Here is a 17,526-nt window from a genome sequence, read left to right as displayed (position 1 = left end):
GAAAAAAGACTTTTCTTTTTGTGAAAAAATAGCACAATATGTTTCGTTTAAATGGCTTTAAAGGCTGTTTTCTCAGTTAAAAAGCGGTTTTGGGGTAGGGTATATTTCCGCCAGAAAAAGATAGGTTGAAGGACAATACCAGTAGGCAGACCTTGTAATTGTTGCTTGCTTTTTTATATCAATATCTGCTTTAAAAAAATTATCTTTGCCAATTAGAATATTGGATAAGGACCTGTATGAAGCATATACGTAATTTTTGTATTATCGCCCATATCGACCACGGGAAGAGCACATTGGCTGATCGCCTGTTGGAGTTTACGAACACCATTACACAACGGGAGGCTCAAGCACAACTGTTGGACAACATGGATTTAGAGCGTGAACGTGGGATAACGATAAAATCGCACGCTATTCAAATGGAATACACGCAAGATGGCGAGCAATATATTTTGAACCTGATTGATACGCCCGGGCACGTCGATTTCTCCTATGAGGTCTCGCGTTCTATCGCGGCATGTGAGGGGGCATTGTTAATTGTGGATGCTTCGCAGGGTATTCAAGCACAGACCATATCCAATCTCTATCTCGCTTTGGAGCATGATTTGGAAATCATTCCGATATTAAATAAAATGGACTTGCCCGGTGCTATGCCGGAGGAGGTGAAAGATCAAATTATCGATTTGATCGGTGGTAAGCGCGAAGAAATTATACCCGCTTCGGGTAAAACCGGAATGGGAGTGCCGGATATTTTACGCGCCATTGTGGAGCGTGTCCCCCCGCCGGTTGGTGATCCGGACGGACCGTTGCAAGCCCTAATTTTTGACTCTGTATTCAATTCTTTTAGAGGAATTATGGCCTACTTTAAGGTGGAAAACGGAGAAATTCGAAAAGGCGACCGGGTGAAATTTGTAGCTACCGGAAAAGAGTATTTTGCGGATGAAATCGGTACACTTAAACTTAACCAAGTCGCTAAAAATGTTATAAAAACAGGTGATGTAGGCTACATTATTTCCGGTATTAAAGAAGCACGCGAAGTGAAAGTGGGCGATACCATTACGCATCGTGATCGCCCTTGTACAGAAGCAATTAAAGGCTTTGAAGAAGTCAAGCCCATGGTTTTTGCGGGTATTTATCCGGTTGATACGGAAGATTATGAAGAACTCCGGGAATCTATGCACCGTTTGCAGTTGAATGATGCTTCCTTGGTTTTCGAACCAGAATCTTCGGCTGCATTGGGCTTTGGCTTCCGCTGTGGTTTCTTGGGCATGCTTCATATGGAGATTATTCAGGAACGTCTGGAGCGTGAATTTAACATGACGGTTATTACGACGGTACCAAACGTATCCTACCGTGCATTTCTTACCAAAGATAAAACGGAAGTCGTTGTGCACAATCCATCTGATTTACCTGATCCGAGTAAATTGGATTTCATAGAAGAACCTTATATCAAGGCGAACGTGATTACCAAAGCTGATTTCGTAGGTCCGGTAATGTCGCTGTGTATTCAAAAGCGTGGAACGATTATTAATCAATCTTACCTAACCTCCGATCGGGTAGAGTTGACTTTTGAAATGCCTATGGGCGAAATCGTTTTCGATTTCTATGATAAATTGAAAACAATCTCTAAGGGATATGCTTCATTTGATTATCATCAAATTGGATATCGACAGTCGGATTTAGTAAAGCTGGATATTAGGCTGAATGATGAGCCGGTCGATGCTTTGTCGTCTCTTATCCACCGAAGTAATGCCTATGATTTTGGAAAGAAAATTTGTGAGAAATTAAAGGAACTCTTGCCGCGTCAGCAATTTGAAATCCGTATACAAGCCTCCATCGGCGCAAAAATCATCGCACGCGAAACGATTTCGGCTTTACGGAAAGACGTAACCGCAAAATGTTATGGGGGCGATATTTCCCGAAAGCGTAAATTGTTGGAAAAACAGAAAAAAGGTAAAAAGAGAATGCGTCAGGTAGGAAACGTAGAGATTCCGCAATCCGCATTCATGGCCGTTTTGAAATTGGATTAGTAAGCAGATAATACGTATATAAATGAATTTATTAGACGGAAAGCTGGTATCGGCGAAAATAAAGGAAGACATTAAAAAAGAAGCGGCAGCATTTACCGCGCAATCAGGACGTAAGCCGCATTTGGTGGCTATTCTCGTTGGAAACGATGGAGGAAGTGAAACCTATGTCGCCAGTAAGATGCGTAATTGTGAACTCGTAGGCTTTGAGTCAACGAATATCCGGTACGATGTGGATGTTACCGAAGACGAGCTGATTGCGAAAATAGAAGAGATTAACCAAGATCCGAATATTGATGGTCTGATTGTCCAATTGCCCTTACCAAAGCATATCGATCCAGAAAAGATTACCGAAACGATCGATCATCGTAAAGATGTAGACGGTTTTCATCCGATCAATTTAGGCAGGATGCAGCGTAATTTACCGTGTTTTATTCCGGCTACACCTTATGGTATTATGCTCATGCTGGAACATTATGGTATTGATACAGCAGGTAAGAAAGCGGTAGTTGTTGGTCGTAGTAATATTGTTGGATCACCAATGAGTATATTATTGGCCCGTAACAGTAATCCGGGAAACTGTACCGTGACATTAACCCACAGCCGTACTGCAAATCTAAAAGAAGAGGTATTGGCGGCAGATATTATTGTGGCAGCCATTGGCCGTAAGCATTTTGTAACAGCCGATATGGTGAAAGAAGGTGCTGTTGTAATTGATGTTGGTATTAATCGAGAAGAGTCTACCGAGACGAAATCTGGTTTTAAGCTGTATGGCGATGTAGATTTTGAAGAGGTATCTAAGAAATCATCTTGGATTACGCCTGTTCCGGGGGGCGTAGGATTGATGACAATCGTAGGTTTGTTAAAGAATACGCTGGAGGCTGCAAAGGGTACAGTCTATCCGAAATAGGGTGAGTACTCTTTTGGTATAGTAATTGTGTATATACTGTAATTGACTCTGTTATACTTAAATAAAAATTATTGAGATGAAAAAAATAATGTTAATGGCAGCAGTTGCAGGTACGATCGTTACTGCATCGTGTAATAACAATCCTAAAAACAACGATACAGATAGTGAAATGACGGCCGGTGAAAAGCTGGATCAAACACTGGAAACGCTAGAGGATCATAAAGACCATGCACATGCTACGTTGCAAGAAGAATTGGCTAAAGCAGAAGAAAAGGTAAATAAAGCGAAAGCCGATTTGGACGATGCAATAGAAAAGGGAGATAAAAAAGCAGAAGAGAACGCCCGTAAAACATACGATGAGGCGAATACCCTGTGGGAAAAAACAAAAGCTACCGCGCGAGAAGCTGGTGTGAAGGTAGAAGAAGGCACAAACAAAGCGGTTGATGCAACCAAAGATGCAGCTAAGGCTACAGGAAATGCACTAGATAGGGCATACGATAAAACGGTTGATGCGACAAAAAATGCCGCAGATGCGACTGGGAAGGCGATTGATAATGCCGTAGAAAAGACCGGAGAAAAGGCAAATAAAGTTGCTAAAGACGCGGAAAAAAAAGTTGAAGAGATGAAAAATCGCTAGTAATTTTTAGAATATATCTTTGAACCTCCCGATTATTCGGGAGGTTTTTTTATAAGCTTTCTATATAATATGGATATTGGTATAAAAAAGGAATTGTTAAACAATTGTCTTAGGCAGATTGAAGGGCGATTGGAAGAAACGGCGTTTGCCATCCAACAGGCACAGGAGGCAATAGAAAGTGAAACGAAAAGTAGTGCTGGCGATAAATATGAAACATCGCGTGAGATGATACAACAAGATTTGAACCGCTATCACACACAACTATTACAATCAAAAAAAGATTGGGTTGTGCTGCAAAAAATGGAAACAGAAATTAAAGAAAAAGTCGAAATAGGGGCTATCGTTGTGACGGAGAAAGTAACATATTTTATGGCCGTCAGTTTGGGTCAACAACTAGTTGAAGGGATGAACTTTATGGTGATTTCGCCCTCTTCACCGATCGGAAAATTGTTGTTGGGTCGCGAAGTGGGAGACCAGATTGTTTTTAACGGAACGAAACAATCGATAACAGCAGTTTATTGAAGATAGTAATCGATAGTAATTTCAAACAATCCTACCTTATTTATTGTTTCCTTAATAAGTAACTCTTTCCATACAATGGCACTACTCGATAAATATAAAACGCTTTTAGCTACAGCCGAGAATTTAATCACCGACGGTTTCCAGTTTATGGAGCAAAATGGTGTTTTAATTATTCGAGGCACAGCACCCAATGCAGAAGCAAAAAATAAACTGTGGGATATGTATAGCCAAATTGATCCTAATTTTATTTCAGGAGAAGTTTTGTTAGACATCGATGTAATATCTAACGTAAAAGGATGTAGGGCACGGTTGGTGGTGAACGATCCTATCTTAAATATTCATAAAGGTCCTGGCGTAGAGCTACCTACTATAGGCAATGTACAAAAAGACGAAATAGTTACCGTCGTTAGTCGCGCTAATGTTTATTGGTGGCTTATTCGCACAGACAATATCGAAGGATATTGTTATGCCGAGAATATCGAACTTGTGTAGATAACTATATCTTAACGTGCAGCGAACTTAGCCAAACATTTCTTCTAATCGGAACGTATCTTTCAATCGAACACCTTTCTCCGTGTGCTGCAATGTACAGCAGGCGTTAACGGGATCATGTTCTAGAAATAAGATATATTCGTTATCGACGATTTCGTGCCAATAATCCTGTCGTTCTTCCATGGTGATGAGCGGACGTACGTCGTACCCCATAACATAGGGAAGAGGAATATGCCCTACGGAGGGTAATAAGTCTGCCATATACAGGATAGTTTTTCCTTGGAAACGAATTTGGGGTAGCATCATTGCTTCGGTATGCCCGTGTGCATAGCGGATGTCAATGTTAGCGGAAAAGGGTGTGCCTTGTTGTATAAAATGCAATTGTCCACTTTCCTGTATGGGGAGAATGTTCTCCCGGAGAAAGGAGGCTTTTTCTCTCGGATTTGGGTGTATTGCCCACTCCCAATGTTTTTCATTGCTCCAGAAACGTGCATTTTTAAAGGCGGGCACGAGCTGATCACCTTCCCGTTTTATGGCACCACCACAATGGTCGAAATGAAGGTGCGTAAGGATAATATCGGTAATGTCATCGCGGTGAAAACCATATTTCGCTAGTGAGCTATCCAAGGTGGCGTCGCCATGTAGAAAATAGTGGCCGAAAAACTTTTCGTCTTGTTTATCGCCTATGGCGGTGTCTACTAAAATCAATTGTTTACCGTCCTCAATAAGCAGCAATCTATTCGTCCAAGTACATAGATTACGTTCGTCAGCAGGATTGGTGCGTTGCCATAATGATTTTGGTACCACACCAAACATGGCGCCGCCGTCTAACTTAAAGAATCCGGTGTCAACAGTATATAGTTTCATACAGTGTTTAAAGTTCGCCTTTATCGTAAAGATAGCAAATTTAAACGTGTTGGCATTTTATCTATAACAATGCTTGTTACTCATAAAAAAAATGGACTTCTTGACAGCTTTATATAATATTAGTATTATTGACAAATTAGAAAACTTTGTCAAAAAAATCAGCAAGATGAAATCAACCATTCAGGAAATCGAAGAACGCTTTGATAAAGATGTAGAGCGGTTCTCACAATTGGAAACAGGCCAACAGACAACCCTCGATGCAGCGCTCAATATAGAACTCATAACGGAATCGATTGCACGTTGCTATCCTCCATGTCGTTCGGTCTTAGATATCGGCTGTGGCGCAGGAAATTATACTGTAAAATTATCACAGAAGATGAGCAATATCGATATTACATTGCTAGATTTAAGTCAGCCGATGTTAGATAAGGCATTGGAAAGAGTAGGTGAAGTAACGTCAGGAAAAGTGAATACGCTCAAAGGTGATTTTAGAACAATTGATTTTGGTACGGAGAAATATGACGTGATTATTGCGACGGCAGTACTGCACCATCTTCGAGACGATCATGATTGGGAAACGGCATTTAAAAAGTTATTTAGCCTGCTAAACGATGGCGGTAGTCTCTGGATATTTGATTTAGTGCATCAGACGGACACTGTTTTACAACAGTATATTTACTATGATTTGTATGGCAAGTATTTAGTGGGATTAAAAGATGGGGAATATAGAGACCATGTATTTGCTTACATCGAGAAAGAAGACTCACCCCGCAGTTTGATGTATCAACTACAACTATTGGAAAAAGTTGGATTTAAAAAAGTTGATATACTACATAAACACTTATGCTTTGCATCTTTTGTAGGGTTTAAATAGGGAAAATGTCGCAACTCCCTTTTTCTACGGACGAATTATAGAACATTTTGAGTTAAATATTATTTAGTGTTATACAGGTTCAGACCTTTTATAAATTTAAAGTCACGTACATTGTAGGTAAAAAGTTTAAGCCCAGTTTCAAGAGAAGTAGCGGCTATCAAGGCATCGGGAATTGCCAAACCATGGCTAAGATGATAGGTGTTTAATAGTTCGATTGTTCGGATGGTTATTTCTGGACTCAAGAGGATGGTGTCCAACCTTTTTAATTTCTTTGCAACCTGTTGGCTATGTTCCTTATGGCGAGTTCCCTTAATCAGTTCCATTTTACTGATGGCTGAAATCAGCATGTTATTTATCCCGATTTTTTCTATGGTAGCAGCAGTTTCGGAATGACGATTTTTATTCTCATCAAAAAACTCAATAAGGACATCTGTGTCGCAGATTACTTTTTGCGTTGCCATGCAGATTCTCTTAATGTTTTAGCATCAATATCCTCACCTGTGAAAATAGTGGTCAAGTCCTGCATATCAATCTTCGGATCCCCACTTTCAACAGGAATACCATTAATATGGTAAATTTCTTTCTTTTCTTCTTTTTCGGAGTCGGCAATGCTAAAGCCTAAGTATTCACCCAAAGCAGTCAACGCCTTTAACGTTTTCTGATTTTTATATTTTATAACCACTTCGTGCATAACCTTTTCTTTTTCTATTACCAAAGATACCAATTTTTGACCAAAAAAGAAGGTGCCTCTTTTTAGGAGACACCTTCTTAAAGTATTTGTTTACTTTATTAATGTTAATGTGCACTTAAATTCTTCGCTTTTTCTTCATCAAAATTAGCTTCCAGTTCCGCAAGCTTTTTCTTTCCATAAGCCATTTTGGTAATCACGTAAAACAGCACGGGGATGACAAATATACCTAGTAAAGTAGCTGCAGTCATACCGCCGAATACGGTCCAACCAATTGTTTGACGTGAGAAAGCTCCTGCGCCGGTGGACAGCATCAATGGAATAATTCCTAATATAAATGCAAAGGAGGTCATAATGATCGGTCGTAATCTTAGTTTCACAGCATCCAAAGTTGCCTCCAATAAAGGCATTCCGATATCTACCCGTTCTTTTGCAAACTCTACAATAAGGATCGCATTCTTGGATGCAAGACCAATAATGGTTACCAAACCGATCTGTGCATAAATATTGTTATCCAATGCAGGAATAAACAATAACGTCAAGATGGCTCCGAATACACCAATTGGTACGGACAGCAAGATAGAGAATGGAACCGACCAGCTTTCGTACAGCGCTGCCAGTAACAAAAATACAAACACCACACACAACGCAAAAATCATGACCGTCATGTTGCCGGATTGTTTTTCCTGTAGAGATATTCCCGAAAAGTCATATCCATATCCGTCAGGTAGTGTTTCTGCGGCAACCTCTTCCAAGGCTCTTAACGCATCCCCCGAACTGTATCCTGGAGCGGCACTACCACTCACTTCAATACTTCGGAAGATGTTATAGTGGTTGATGATGGACGGGTTTTGTACAAGCTCCCAACTAATTAAGGAACCTAAAGGTACGGATTCTCCCCGGGCGTTGTTAACAAACAACTTATTGATATCCTCAATATTCATCCGGAAATTTTGATCAGCTTGTGTCACGACACGGAAATTACGCCCATAGCGCGTGAAATCATTGACATAAGCTGAACCTAAATAAGCCGATATGGTACTGTAGACGGAAGATACGGGAACCGACATCCTTTTGGCTTGTTCTCTATCTACCGAAATTTTAAAGTTCGGCGAATTCGAGTTAAATAAAGTATAAGCCATACCAATTTCCGGCCGTTGGTTAACGGCACCTAGAAACTTTCCTACAACCGCTTCAAACTGTTTGATATCGACCGTTTGGTGATCTTGTATCATCATGGAGAAACCACCAGATGCACCTAAACCCGGTATGGCAGGAGGGGTTACGGCTAATATACTGGCTTTAGCATATCCCCTATATTTACCCATAATTGCACCAGTAACCTCGGCAGCCGTACGTGTACGTTCTGCCCATGGTTTTAAAGATACGAACAGTGTGGCACCGTTAGATTTAAACGACCTATTCAGTATATTGATACCGGAAATAAGGGTGATATGTTGAATTTCGGGAAAATCTTTGCGTAAATCGGCTTCAATTTCATCTAATACAGATGCGGTACGACTCGCAGAAGCTCCTTCAGGTAACGTAACGCCTGCGAAAAACATACCATTATCTTCGGTAGGAATAAACCCGCTTGGCTTTACGGTGAACATATAGCCCGTACCAACGAAAAGACACAGCAAAATAATTAAAGCCAATGGCGCTTTTCTTATCATGGTTTTGACTCCTCGAGCGTATTTATGTGTTACGCGATCGAACCAAAGATTGTATTTATAGAAAAACTTGTTTAGGCCTTTGGCATCTTTATTCACCGAGGTAGGTCTCAACATGATGGAACACAATGCTGGTGTCAGGGAGAGGGCTATAAAAGCGGATAACAATACCGAAACAGCAATGGTAATGGAGAACTGTTGATAGAGCTGTCCAACCATTCCTGGAATGAAACCGACGGGTACAAATACGGCAGCCAAGATAAAACCAATGGCGATAACCGGAGCTGTAATATCTTTCATCGCATGACGAGTAGCTTCTTTCGCATCCATCTTGTAGTGATCAATATAATGTTGCACAGCTTCTACCACGACAATCGCATCATCTACCACAATACCGATAGCCAATACAAATGCTAATAAGGTCAGGTTGTTGATGGAAAATCCAAATAACGTAAAGAAGATAAATGTTCCTACAATAGAAACTGGAATAGCCAGTACAGGAATTAAGGTCGCTCTCCATGATTGTAAGAAAAAGAATACCACAACCGTTACCAAGATCAATGCTTCCACTAGGGTATGGATAACCGATTCAATAGATGCTTTCACGACCGAAACGGTTTCATATCCTACAACGTAATCGACATCTTCCGGGAATGATTTTTTTAGATTGTCCAATGCGGCATAAATACCTTCCGCAGTCTCTACAGCATTACCGCCCGGTGTTTGGGCTACCATCATACCGGTAGAACGCATGCCATTGACACGAGTAGTAGTCGCATAGTTAAATTGACCAAGTTCCACGCGTGCAACATCCTTTAACTGCACAATAGAACCATCGACAGGATTTGTTTTGACAATGATCTCTTCAAAATCTTCTTCCGACGATAAATCCGAATCCGTGATGACGGGATATTCAAATACTTGCGAATTTTGTTGTGGAGGCGCGCCTACCGAACCACCTGGCATACGTAAGTTCTGCTCTGCAATAGCATTGGAAACCTCTGCCGGCGTTAAATTTAACGCCGCTAATTTGTTAGCATCTAGCCATACACGCATGGAGAAGGGTTGCCCAAAAGCAGTCACGTCACCCACACCTTTTACCCGCATAATAGCGTCCCTAATATATAAGTTAGCATAATTAGCTAAAAATTTATCATCGCGTGTTCCATTAGGTGATACTAACGATACAAGCATCAAGATGTCTGTATTTGCTTTACGTGTGGTCACACCTAAACGGCGTACGGCCTCTGGTAAAGCCGGTTCAGCGATACCGACCCGATTCTGAACGTCAAGTGTAGCGACATCAATATCAGTACCTACTTCGAAGGTAACCGTTATAGCGGATTGACCGTTGGACGTACTGTTAGAAGACATGTAAATCATGCCCGGCGTACCATTAATCTGACTTTCTATCGGTGTTGTCACCGTCTGTTCAACGGTTTGTGCATCAGCACCCGTATAGTTTGCCGTTACTGTAACGGTAGGAGGGGCGATCGATGGATATTGACTGATAGGCAACGTCATAATGGAAATCGTACCTATAATCATGATCAAGATAGATATAACGATCGCCGTGACGGGCCTTCTTATAAAAACTTCTGATATCATACTATTTTTTCTACTTATTTAAGTTTTCAACAACTATTTCTGTGGCGTGTCTTGTGCTGTTGGTTGTTCAACAACTTTTGCTCCACTACGTACATTCAGGATACCATCTACAACAATTTTGTTTCCCGCTTCTAAGCCTGAATTTACAACGACTTTATCTTCGAACTTTAAACCGAGTTCTACAGGACGTATCTCTGCCTGGCTGCTGTCGTTTACGACGTATACATTATAAACACCCAGTTGATCTTGTACAGCTTTAAGCGGGATAACCAATTGTTCTGAAGCCGAAGTACTTTTCACATTCATGGTAAGGTTCATACCTGCACGTAGATCATTTTGCGGATTACTGAACGACGCACGTACTTTTAATCTTCCTGTAGTAGGGTCAACAGCTCTATCCATGGTTGCGATTTGTCCGACATGTGTGTAGGTGGTTCTATCAGGTAAGGAAACACTAATTTCGGTCGACGATTTACCGGACTGATAAGCTGCAAATTCAGAAATTTCTCTCTCGCTAATTTGAAACTCAACAGCAATCGGATCGATTGCACTGATGGTGTTCAAACGTGTTGTACCAGGGGAAACCAATGCACCGGTACGTACTTGTGAAATCCCTAGGGCACCGCTGAAAGGAGCGCGTATAATAGAACGTTCCAGGTTGGTTTGGGCCGTGGTCAATGCGGCTTGTGCTGCTTGGATCTGTGCTTTTTGATTATTGACATCTGTTAGGGCGTAATCTAACGTCTGCTTTGCAATTGCGTCTTGTTCCGCAAGCGTTTGATAACGTGTTAAATCTTTTTCTACACGTTGTAGATTTGCTTTAGCGATCTCCAAATTTGCTTTTGCTTGATCAACAGCCGCTTGATAACGAACACGATCGATTTCATACAAAGGTTGTCCTTGTTTTACGGCAGCGCCATCCGCGACATATATTTTAGTCACATACCCTGATACTTCCGCCATTAGATCGGCTTCTTGGAGCGGAACAACACTGGCCGGATAGCTTTTGATGCCAGAAACTATCTGTTTCTCTACCATCGTTGTCGTCACAGGAGTGGCCATTTGCCCTGGGGCAGCTCCTTGCTGTTGCTGTGCTCCGTCCTTGGAACCGCAAGATTGCCAGAACAAAGCAGAACCTATAATTAGTGCAGAAAATAAATAATTCTTATTCATGTTTTCGTGTATTTCGTGGTTGATTGTTAAGGGTTGTTTTATCGTGTTGTTTCTACTGTTCCTAATGCTTTCTGAATGTCTAACTTGCTAGAAAGAACAGCATATAATGCATTGAGATAATTTAACTGCGTGGTTTTAAGATCGGTTTCTGCCGTCATCAACTCTAAATAGGTTTTCACACCCGCATCGTATTGCAACTTTATCGTATTATATACTTCTTCCGATAAATTCATATTTTCTTTTGCATTTCTCCACTCGTTCATATTAGAACGGTAGCTGGCCATGGCTGCAGAATACTCCGCACTAATCATATTCTCTAAATTCTGTAGATCCCACTCGATTCGCTCTTCTTCCAATTCCGATCTACGGATTTCCTGTATACGTTTTGTACCGGTAAAGATTGGTAGCGATAGGGATAGCCCTACAGATGAACTCGGAATGTTATTTCTATATAGTTGACTAAATTCATTGTTGAAGTAATTCATATTATAGTTGGCATATGCACCCAATCGCGGCATAAAACTCCATTTTTGATATTGTGTATTCAGCTTCTGAATCTCGCGTAATGTTTCCAGTTGTTGAAATTCTACACGATTGGCAATATGAAGCAATTCTGTCGTATCCAGCAAGATATTGGATTCCAGCGACTGATTGACGAAAGACAATGAAATTTCTTCCGCTGTAGGAATATTTAAAAGGGATTTCAAATAATCATATTTAAACTTCCGGGCTTCATTGGCTGATTTTAATTGTGCATTAGCGTTGTTTAACGATATTTGTGCACGCTTATAATCGATTTTATCTACCAATCCAGTTTCATAACGCGCATTAGCTTCTGTATACTGCCGTTTTAGACGAACGATATTTTCATTAATAATCTTGATTGTTTCTTCTGATGTGAGGATATCATAATAAGCTTTGCTCACATCGACTACTGTATTAATCTTCGTATCTTCAATATTCAGATTATTTTGCTCACGTATGTATTTGGCTGCACGAGATGCCTGAAATAATTCTGGACTAAGAATAGTCTGATCCGCTTGAAACCCTATTGTACTGGTATTATTTTGCCCCATGCGTATCGTCTCGCCACCAATTACCATGGCGGGCAATTGGATGTTATGTACCAAGGAAGCAGAGGCATTAATTTGAGGAAACCAACCCGATAATGCCGAAGCAATTTGTCGTTCGCCGATTTCCTGATCTATATGCGCTTGTTTTAATTCGATCTTATTGCGTAAGGCATACTCGATAAGCTCATCCAGCGTAGCCTTGCTGTTTAGTTTTTCAGTCTCTTCGTTATTAGCTATCTGTGCCTGTGCGTATCCTGTGACACAGCACGCAAGAAGTAACGATAAAGCAACTTTTTTTAACTTCATATTATTGATTTTTAACACCATTCCAAATTATTTCAATTAACTCCTCGCGGCCTTTCGCCTGCATTTTACAAAAGCCATAAGTAACCATTTTCACATGGGATGTCGCTGCTCCTATGTATACCGATATTAACGTGTAGAAACTGACGTTTCGGAGAATACCGGATTTTATGCCTTCTTCAAAAAACAGATGCATTTTGTCAACACCATAATAGGTAGTCTTTTTTTGTTTTATCAGTTCATAATAGGGTGACGAGTAGAATTGTTCTATAAACCAAAACGTTTCTCTATGTGCCACATAGTATTCCACCAAACGATTCCAAATGTAAAAGAACTTCTCCTTATAGGGCAGATCTTCCTCAAAGCTGAAAATATGCTCGTTTGTTTTTTCCCGGCAATATTTAAAAAGTTCTAAAATCAATTCATCCTTGGAACTGAAATAATGGTAGATTGTACCGGTAGCGACATTAGCGTGCGCAGCAATCTGACTCATTGGCGTACCATGAAAGCCATACTCATTAACAAGTTTGAGCGTGCTTTCGAAAATAGCCTCTTTTTTATTTAGCAATTGAACGTTCATTCGGGTGCAAATGTAGCAAAAAAATGAAGCCTTAAATGTCAAATATTTGTTATAAATCGAGTGCTAGATAGTGTATTTAGAACACTAATGTTAATGTTTTGTTAAATATGGTTTTTTAGGAGGGAATTATTTGCATAATCAACTAATCTGGCTTATCTTTGTAGTATCATAATTTAGGTTTATAATTGGTTAGTTTAGAAAGGTTTCCATTCTCCCCGTTTGGAAACCTTCTTTTTTTAAACTGCTATAAACTACATTTACATACGACAATCCGCTAGACTTTTTTTAACTTCTTCTTGTGTATATGTTTCGGTATTATTACCAAATGTAGTGGTGATATACGTCAATATATAGGCGATATCGACGTTAGTCAATTCGGCATTTGCGGGCATATCGCCCTCAAATATTTTTCCATTAACCTCGACAGGGCCTGTCATGCCGTTCTTAACAATACACGCTAGTTTCGATCTGTTTTTCTGTAAATAGGTGGTATCGGTCAATGGGGGATAGAGCATGCCCAATCCCTCGCCTTTTGCACCATGGCAACTCTGGCAGTGGGTAACATAAAGTTTCTGCCCATTTATGGCATATTGTGCGGTTTCGATACTTACATGGGGTTGACAAGAGAGAATAAGCATGCCGATAAGCATGCTTATTGCTATCAACGAAAATATCGTATTTCGCATGGCTGATCTATTGTTCTTTTAAAAGGATCTCCAAGTCGACAAAGAGCTGTGCAACCTGATCATCATTTGTTCCGTCATATGCGCCGCGGATACGTTTTTGCGGATCAATTAACACGAGGTAACTTTGGTGATCATAACCACCTGGTGCATTTTCATCTTCTTTTGTATAAACCAGATATTTATCTGCAATGCCATAAATAGCCTTTTTATCACCCGTTACAAATTGCCATTGTTTATTGGTGACACCTAATTTTTCTGCATACGATTTAAGTACGCTTGGCGTATCGTATTTAAAGTCTATACTGTGTGATAAAAAAGCGACCTGTTCGTCGTCTTTGTATTTTTCATATACTTTTAACAGGTTTCGTTGCATGGTAGGACAGATACTTGGGCAATGTGTAAAGAAGAAATTAGCAACATATACCTTGTTGTCGAAATCTTTATCGGTGATTTCTACGCTGTCTTGATTAATAAAAGCAAAGCTTGGAATCTGGTGATAAATCGTGTCTACGACTGTTTTACCATCTACGACTCGCTCTTCCGTCTCCCGCTCCCCGATGATGGGTAATTTCTTTTCGCTTGTTCCCGAACAGGCGAATAAAGCAGAAGAAAGTGCAACTGCGCTTAGGTATGTTGTTAGATTACGTTTCATGCTTACTTTTTAAAAGGAGCCAATAGGCTCTCCGCTTCGTATTTTACTTGTTCAAATTCTGTTTTCAATTCAGAAATACGTTCTACTTCTGCTTTTTGATAGTTCACGTCTGTGCTATCCATTGCATATTCTTTCATCCAAACCATCATTTTATCGTTAGCTGATTCTAGATTTGCTTTTAAAGCGTGGAACTTTTCACGTGTTTCTGTCGTGTCGAGATCGACATCCGCAGTTTTTAATACAGAAAGATTTTCTAACAAAGAATCGATCAAAATGTCGTGTTTGTTGAAAGTAGAAATTTGAGGCATGATTTCATCATGTATTTCAATAGCCTCCTTTGCTAGCTTTTCGGCTTCTTCGTTTTTTCCGTTTGTGTTTTGGCAAGCACCTGCAAGGAATAAACCGAATGCTAAAGTGCCCAAAGTGAGCTTTTTCATCATGTTCGTTTTTTATTTAGTGATGTTCAATATTACAAACCTAAATAAATTCACTTTTATATGCAATATAATTGCTTGAGTGTATAAAATGAATTTATTTCGCTCTCCTCTGCCATTTAAAATTTGCTTTATAGAGGAAATATAGGACTCCGCCCATATTTAAAGCGGATTATGATTGTTTATTTCTTGTAATAAATAGAAAAGATTGTAAATTGCGCGCCTCAACGCTAAACTATTATGGAAAGTAATCCTAAACCCGGTAAAGTATGGCTGCTGGTCTTGGTCGCATCGCTTGGCTATTTTGTGGATATTTATGATTTAATTATTTTCTCCATCGTACGGGTACAATCGTTTAAAGATATCGGTATTCCAGAAGGGCAGATGCGTTCCGAAGGGGAGTTTGTGTTGAATATGCAAATGGCAGGATTACTGCTTGGTGGAATTATTTGGGGTGTTATTGCCGATAAATTCGGACGGTTAAAAGTGCTTTTTGGATCTATCGTCCTGTATTCGCTGGCCAACCTATACAATGGCTTTGTTCAAGATGTAAACACCTATGCCTGGATTCGTTTCGTGGCAGGTATAGGCCTTGCCGGTGAGCTGGGAGCAGGCATTACATTGGTTAGCGAGAGTATGGATAAGGGAAAACGTGGATATGGTACCATGATCGTGGCCGGGTTAGGTGTATTGGGAGCGATTTTGGCGTACTACGTTTCCGAATGGTTTGACTGGCGGACAGCTTATTTTGTTGGTGGTGGAATGGGGCTTTGTCTGTTGTTACTGCGTGTCGGAACATTTGAATCAGGATTGTTTAAGAAACAAGACAACCAGAATGCAGTTAAAGGAAATTTGTTGATGTTATTCAACAAAAGAGAACGTTTCCTTCGATATCTATATTGTCTTTGTATCGGGTTGCCTATTTGGTTTGTGGTGGGGGTTTTGGTTACGCAGGCTCCAGAAATTGGACAGGCTTTGCAGAGCGAAACGCCGCTGAGTGCAGGAAAGGGCGTAATGTTCACCTATTTAGGTATTTCGCTGGGCGATGTTTTTGCGGGATTGTTAGCGCAATGGTTCAGATCCAGAAAAAAAGTAGTCTTTATATGCCAGGTGCTCATTATCTTATTCTCGGTGTGGTATTTATCCAGTACCGGTATTTCCGAAAATAAGTTCTTGGTGCTGGCATTTTTATTAGGACTTGGTGTGGGTTACTGGGCCACGTTTGTCACTATTTCTGCCGAGCAGTTTGGTACAAATCTCCGCGCGACAGTGGCTACGACGGCTCCAAATTTTGTGCGGGGGGCATTGATCCCGTCCACACTTTTATATGGTTGGTTGGTGCCAAATATGGGTATACTCCACGCCGCAATGGCAGTCACCATACTATTATCTATTATTGCTATTTTCGCCTTGACGAGACTAGAGGAGAGCTTCGATAAAGATTTAAACTATATGGAAGAATAGTGCATAAGACTATCTTTTGGGGCACTTTTTACAGCGTTTGCCCCGCTTATATTTTTTACAACATTTTTTAAAAACACAACATCCCAAATCTGGGTTGCAGTTTATCCCTTTTTTGATTTCGTCAAGAAAGGGGGTCCCATCTTCTATATAGATTAATGGGGTTATTATCTTTTCCATCTCAATTACAAAGATAATTGTTTAGATTGAATTTAAATAGCTATTCATTTTTTATTTGTGGTAACTTACATAGGTTTAAGTCCAACTGAGATTTCACGAGCGGCATTATCAATGATTTTGGGATCATTCGTGTTATTGATGATTACTAAATCACATGCCGATTTAAATGGAACCAAATATTGTTCATAAGCCGGAACAACGTGGTTTATCCATTTGTACATCACATCGTCATGATTATATCCTCTTTCCATTAGGTCTCGTTGCAGCCTCCTTTCTAACGCAACTGATTCCGAAGCATCGAGGAAAATCCGATAATCTAATAGTTTGTTAACCTCCTCGTAATGAAAAATAAATAAACCTTCTACAATGAGGATGGGGGCAGGCTTAATTTCAAGTATTTTGGGGGTAATATTGGGATTATTAAAGGTATATTCCTGTCGGTAAATGGTATGCCCGTCGAAAAGTTGTTTTATATCGTGGAAGAAAGATTCTCGATTAATAGCCGTGGGTAAATCAAAGTTATATAGCCGATTTTCTTCTTTTGTTTTGGTATTTGCGGGGATATAATAATCGTCTTGCGAAATGAGCGTAACTTGATCGGGATGAAAATGATCGAGAAAACGTCTTAGAAAGAACGTCTTGCCTGATCCACTACTGCCCGCAATACCGATAACGTATGGTTTATCCAT

General features: G+C 40.2%; 18 protein-coding genes. 7 read left to right on the top strand and 11 right to left on the bottom strand.

The genetic code is table 11. The features are described 5' to 3' along the window. Nucleotides 1-236: 236 nt before the first annotated feature. The 5 genes from lepA to H8B06_RS06800 all read left to right on the top strand — a co-directional run bounded on the left by lepA (nucleotide 237) and on the right by H8B06_RS06800 (nucleotide 4,585). A complete protein-coding gene (gene lepA / locus H8B06_RS06820) occupies nucleotides 237-2,027 on the top strand; it encodes a translation elongation factor 4 (RefSeq protein WP_190993546.1) in 1,791 nt (596 codons plus the stop codon). 22 nt (nucleotides 2,028-2,049) lie between these two features. Next, nucleotides 2,050-2,934, top strand: a complete 885-nt coding sequence (locus tag H8B06_RS06815; protein ID WP_190993545.1) for a bifunctional 5,10-methylenetetrahydrofolate dehydrogenase/5,10-methenyltetrahydrofolate cyclohydrolase — start codon at nucleotides 2,050-2,052, stop codon at nucleotides 2,932-2,934. Between the two features lie 76 nt (nucleotides 2,935-3,010). Next, nucleotides 3,011-3,571, top strand: coding sequence for a hypothetical protein (locus H8B06_RS06810; RefSeq protein WP_190993544.1), 561 nt, complete (start codon nucleotides 3,011-3,013; stop codon nucleotides 3,569-3,571). A gap of 69 nt (nucleotides 3,572-3,640) precedes the next feature. Further along, complete coding sequence (locus H8B06_RS06805; RefSeq protein WP_190993543.1) at nucleotides 3,641-4,093, top strand: GreA/GreB family elongation factor; 453 nt, start codon at nucleotides 3,641-3,643, stop codon at nucleotides 4,091-4,093. Nucleotides 4,094-4,168: 75 nt separating this feature from the next. Next, a complete protein-coding gene (locus H8B06_RS06800) occupies nucleotides 4,169-4,585 on the top strand; it encodes an SH3 domain-containing protein (RefSeq protein ID WP_190993542.1) in 417 nt (138 codons plus the stop codon). Between the two features lie 27 nt (nucleotides 4,586-4,612). On the opposite strand, the gene H8B06_RS06795 is transcribed toward H8B06_RS06800, so the two are convergent. After that, complete coding sequence (locus H8B06_RS06795; protein ID WP_190993541.1) at nucleotides 4,613-5,452, bottom strand: MBL fold metallo-hydrolase; 840 nt, start codon at nucleotides 5,450-5,452, stop codon at nucleotides 4,613-4,615. Nucleotides 5,453-5,618: 166 nt separating this feature from the next. On the opposite strand from H8B06_RS06795, the gene H8B06_RS06790 reads away from it, so the two are divergent. Continuing rightward, complete coding sequence (locus H8B06_RS06790; RefSeq protein WP_190993540.1) at nucleotides 5,619-6,326, top strand: class I SAM-dependent methyltransferase; 708 nt, start codon at nucleotides 5,619-5,621, stop codon at nucleotides 6,324-6,326. A 59-nt stretch (nucleotides 6,327-6,385) separates the two neighbouring features. Here H8B06_RS06790 and H8B06_RS06785 read toward each other — a convergent pair whose 3' ends face one another. From H8B06_RS06785 to H8B06_RS06745, 9 genes are all read right to left on the bottom strand, one after another. Continuing rightward, on the bottom strand, nucleotides 6,386-6,787 hold the full coding sequence (locus tag H8B06_RS06785; protein WP_190993539.1) for a type II toxin-antitoxin system VapC family toxin: 402 nt from the start codon (nucleotides 6,785-6,787) through the stop codon (nucleotides 6,386-6,388). Then, a complete protein-coding gene (locus H8B06_RS06780) occupies nucleotides 6,769-7,041 on the bottom strand; it encodes a hypothetical protein (protein ID WP_190993538.1) in 273 nt (90 codons plus the stop codon). The genes H8B06_RS06785 and H8B06_RS06780 overlap by 19 nt, the downstream gene beginning before the upstream one ends. Before the next feature lie 80 nt (nucleotides 7,042-7,121). Next, entirely contained in the window at nucleotides 7,122-10,295 is a 3,174-nt protein-coding gene (locus tag H8B06_RS06775) for an efflux RND transporter permease subunit (protein WP_190993537.1), read from the bottom strand. A 33-nt stretch (nucleotides 10,296-10,328) separates the two neighbouring features. Continuing rightward, nucleotides 10,329-11,468, bottom strand: a complete 1,140-nt coding sequence (locus H8B06_RS06770; RefSeq protein ID WP_190993536.1) for an efflux RND transporter periplasmic adaptor subunit — start codon at nucleotides 11,466-11,468, stop codon at nucleotides 10,329-10,331. Nucleotides 11,469-11,506: 38 nt separating this feature from the next. Next, nucleotides 11,507-12,847: a TolC family protein gene (locus H8B06_RS06765; RefSeq protein ID WP_223857513.1), complete on the bottom strand. Its 1,341-nt coding sequence runs from the start codon at nucleotides 12,845-12,847 to the stop codon at nucleotides 11,507-11,509. A 1-nt stretch (nucleotide 12,848) separates the two neighbouring features. Next, a complete protein-coding gene (locus H8B06_RS06760; RefSeq protein WP_130140497.1) occupies nucleotides 12,849-13,424 on the bottom strand; it encodes a TetR/AcrR family transcriptional regulator in 576 nt (191 codons plus the stop codon). Nucleotides 13,425-13,681: 257 nt separating this feature from the next. Beyond that, nucleotides 13,682-14,110 carry a c-type cytochrome gene (locus H8B06_RS06755; protein WP_190993534.1) on the bottom strand — a complete coding sequence of 143 codons (429 nt, stop codon included), beginning with the start codon at nucleotides 14,108-14,110 and terminating at the stop codon, nucleotides 13,682-13,684. A 7-nt stretch (nucleotides 14,111-14,117) separates the two neighbouring features. Further along, nucleotides 14,118-14,762, bottom strand: a complete 645-nt coding sequence (locus tag H8B06_RS06750; protein ID WP_190993533.1) for an SCO family protein — start codon at nucleotides 14,760-14,762, stop codon at nucleotides 14,118-14,120. A 2-nt stretch (nucleotides 14,763-14,764) separates the two neighbouring features. Next, entirely contained in the window at nucleotides 14,765-15,202 is a 438-nt protein-coding gene (locus H8B06_RS06745) for a transposase (RefSeq protein ID WP_190993532.1), read from the bottom strand. Between the two features lie 234 nt (nucleotides 15,203-15,436). Here H8B06_RS06745 and H8B06_RS06740 point away from each other — a divergent pair, with 234 nt between their 5' ends. Next, nucleotides 15,437-16,660: an MFS transporter gene (locus H8B06_RS06740; protein WP_190993531.1), complete on the top strand. Its 1,224-nt coding sequence runs from the start codon at nucleotides 15,437-15,439 to the stop codon at nucleotides 16,658-16,660. Between the two features lie 242 nt (nucleotides 16,661-16,902). Here H8B06_RS06740 and H8B06_RS06735 read toward each other — a convergent pair whose 3' ends face one another. Beyond that, nucleotides 16,903-17,526, bottom strand: a complete 624-nt coding sequence (locus H8B06_RS06735) for a uridine kinase family protein (RefSeq protein WP_190993530.1) — start codon at nucleotides 17,524-17,526, stop codon at nucleotides 16,903-16,905.

This window comes from Sphingobacterium micropteri (assembly GCF_014692515.1).
Taxonomy (GTDB): Bacteria; Bacteroidota; Bacteroidia; order Sphingobacteriales; family Sphingobacteriaceae; genus Sphingobacterium; species Sphingobacterium micropteri.
Note: the sequence above shows the minus strand (reverse complement) of the source record. Positions and strands in the feature narration are given on the sequence as shown.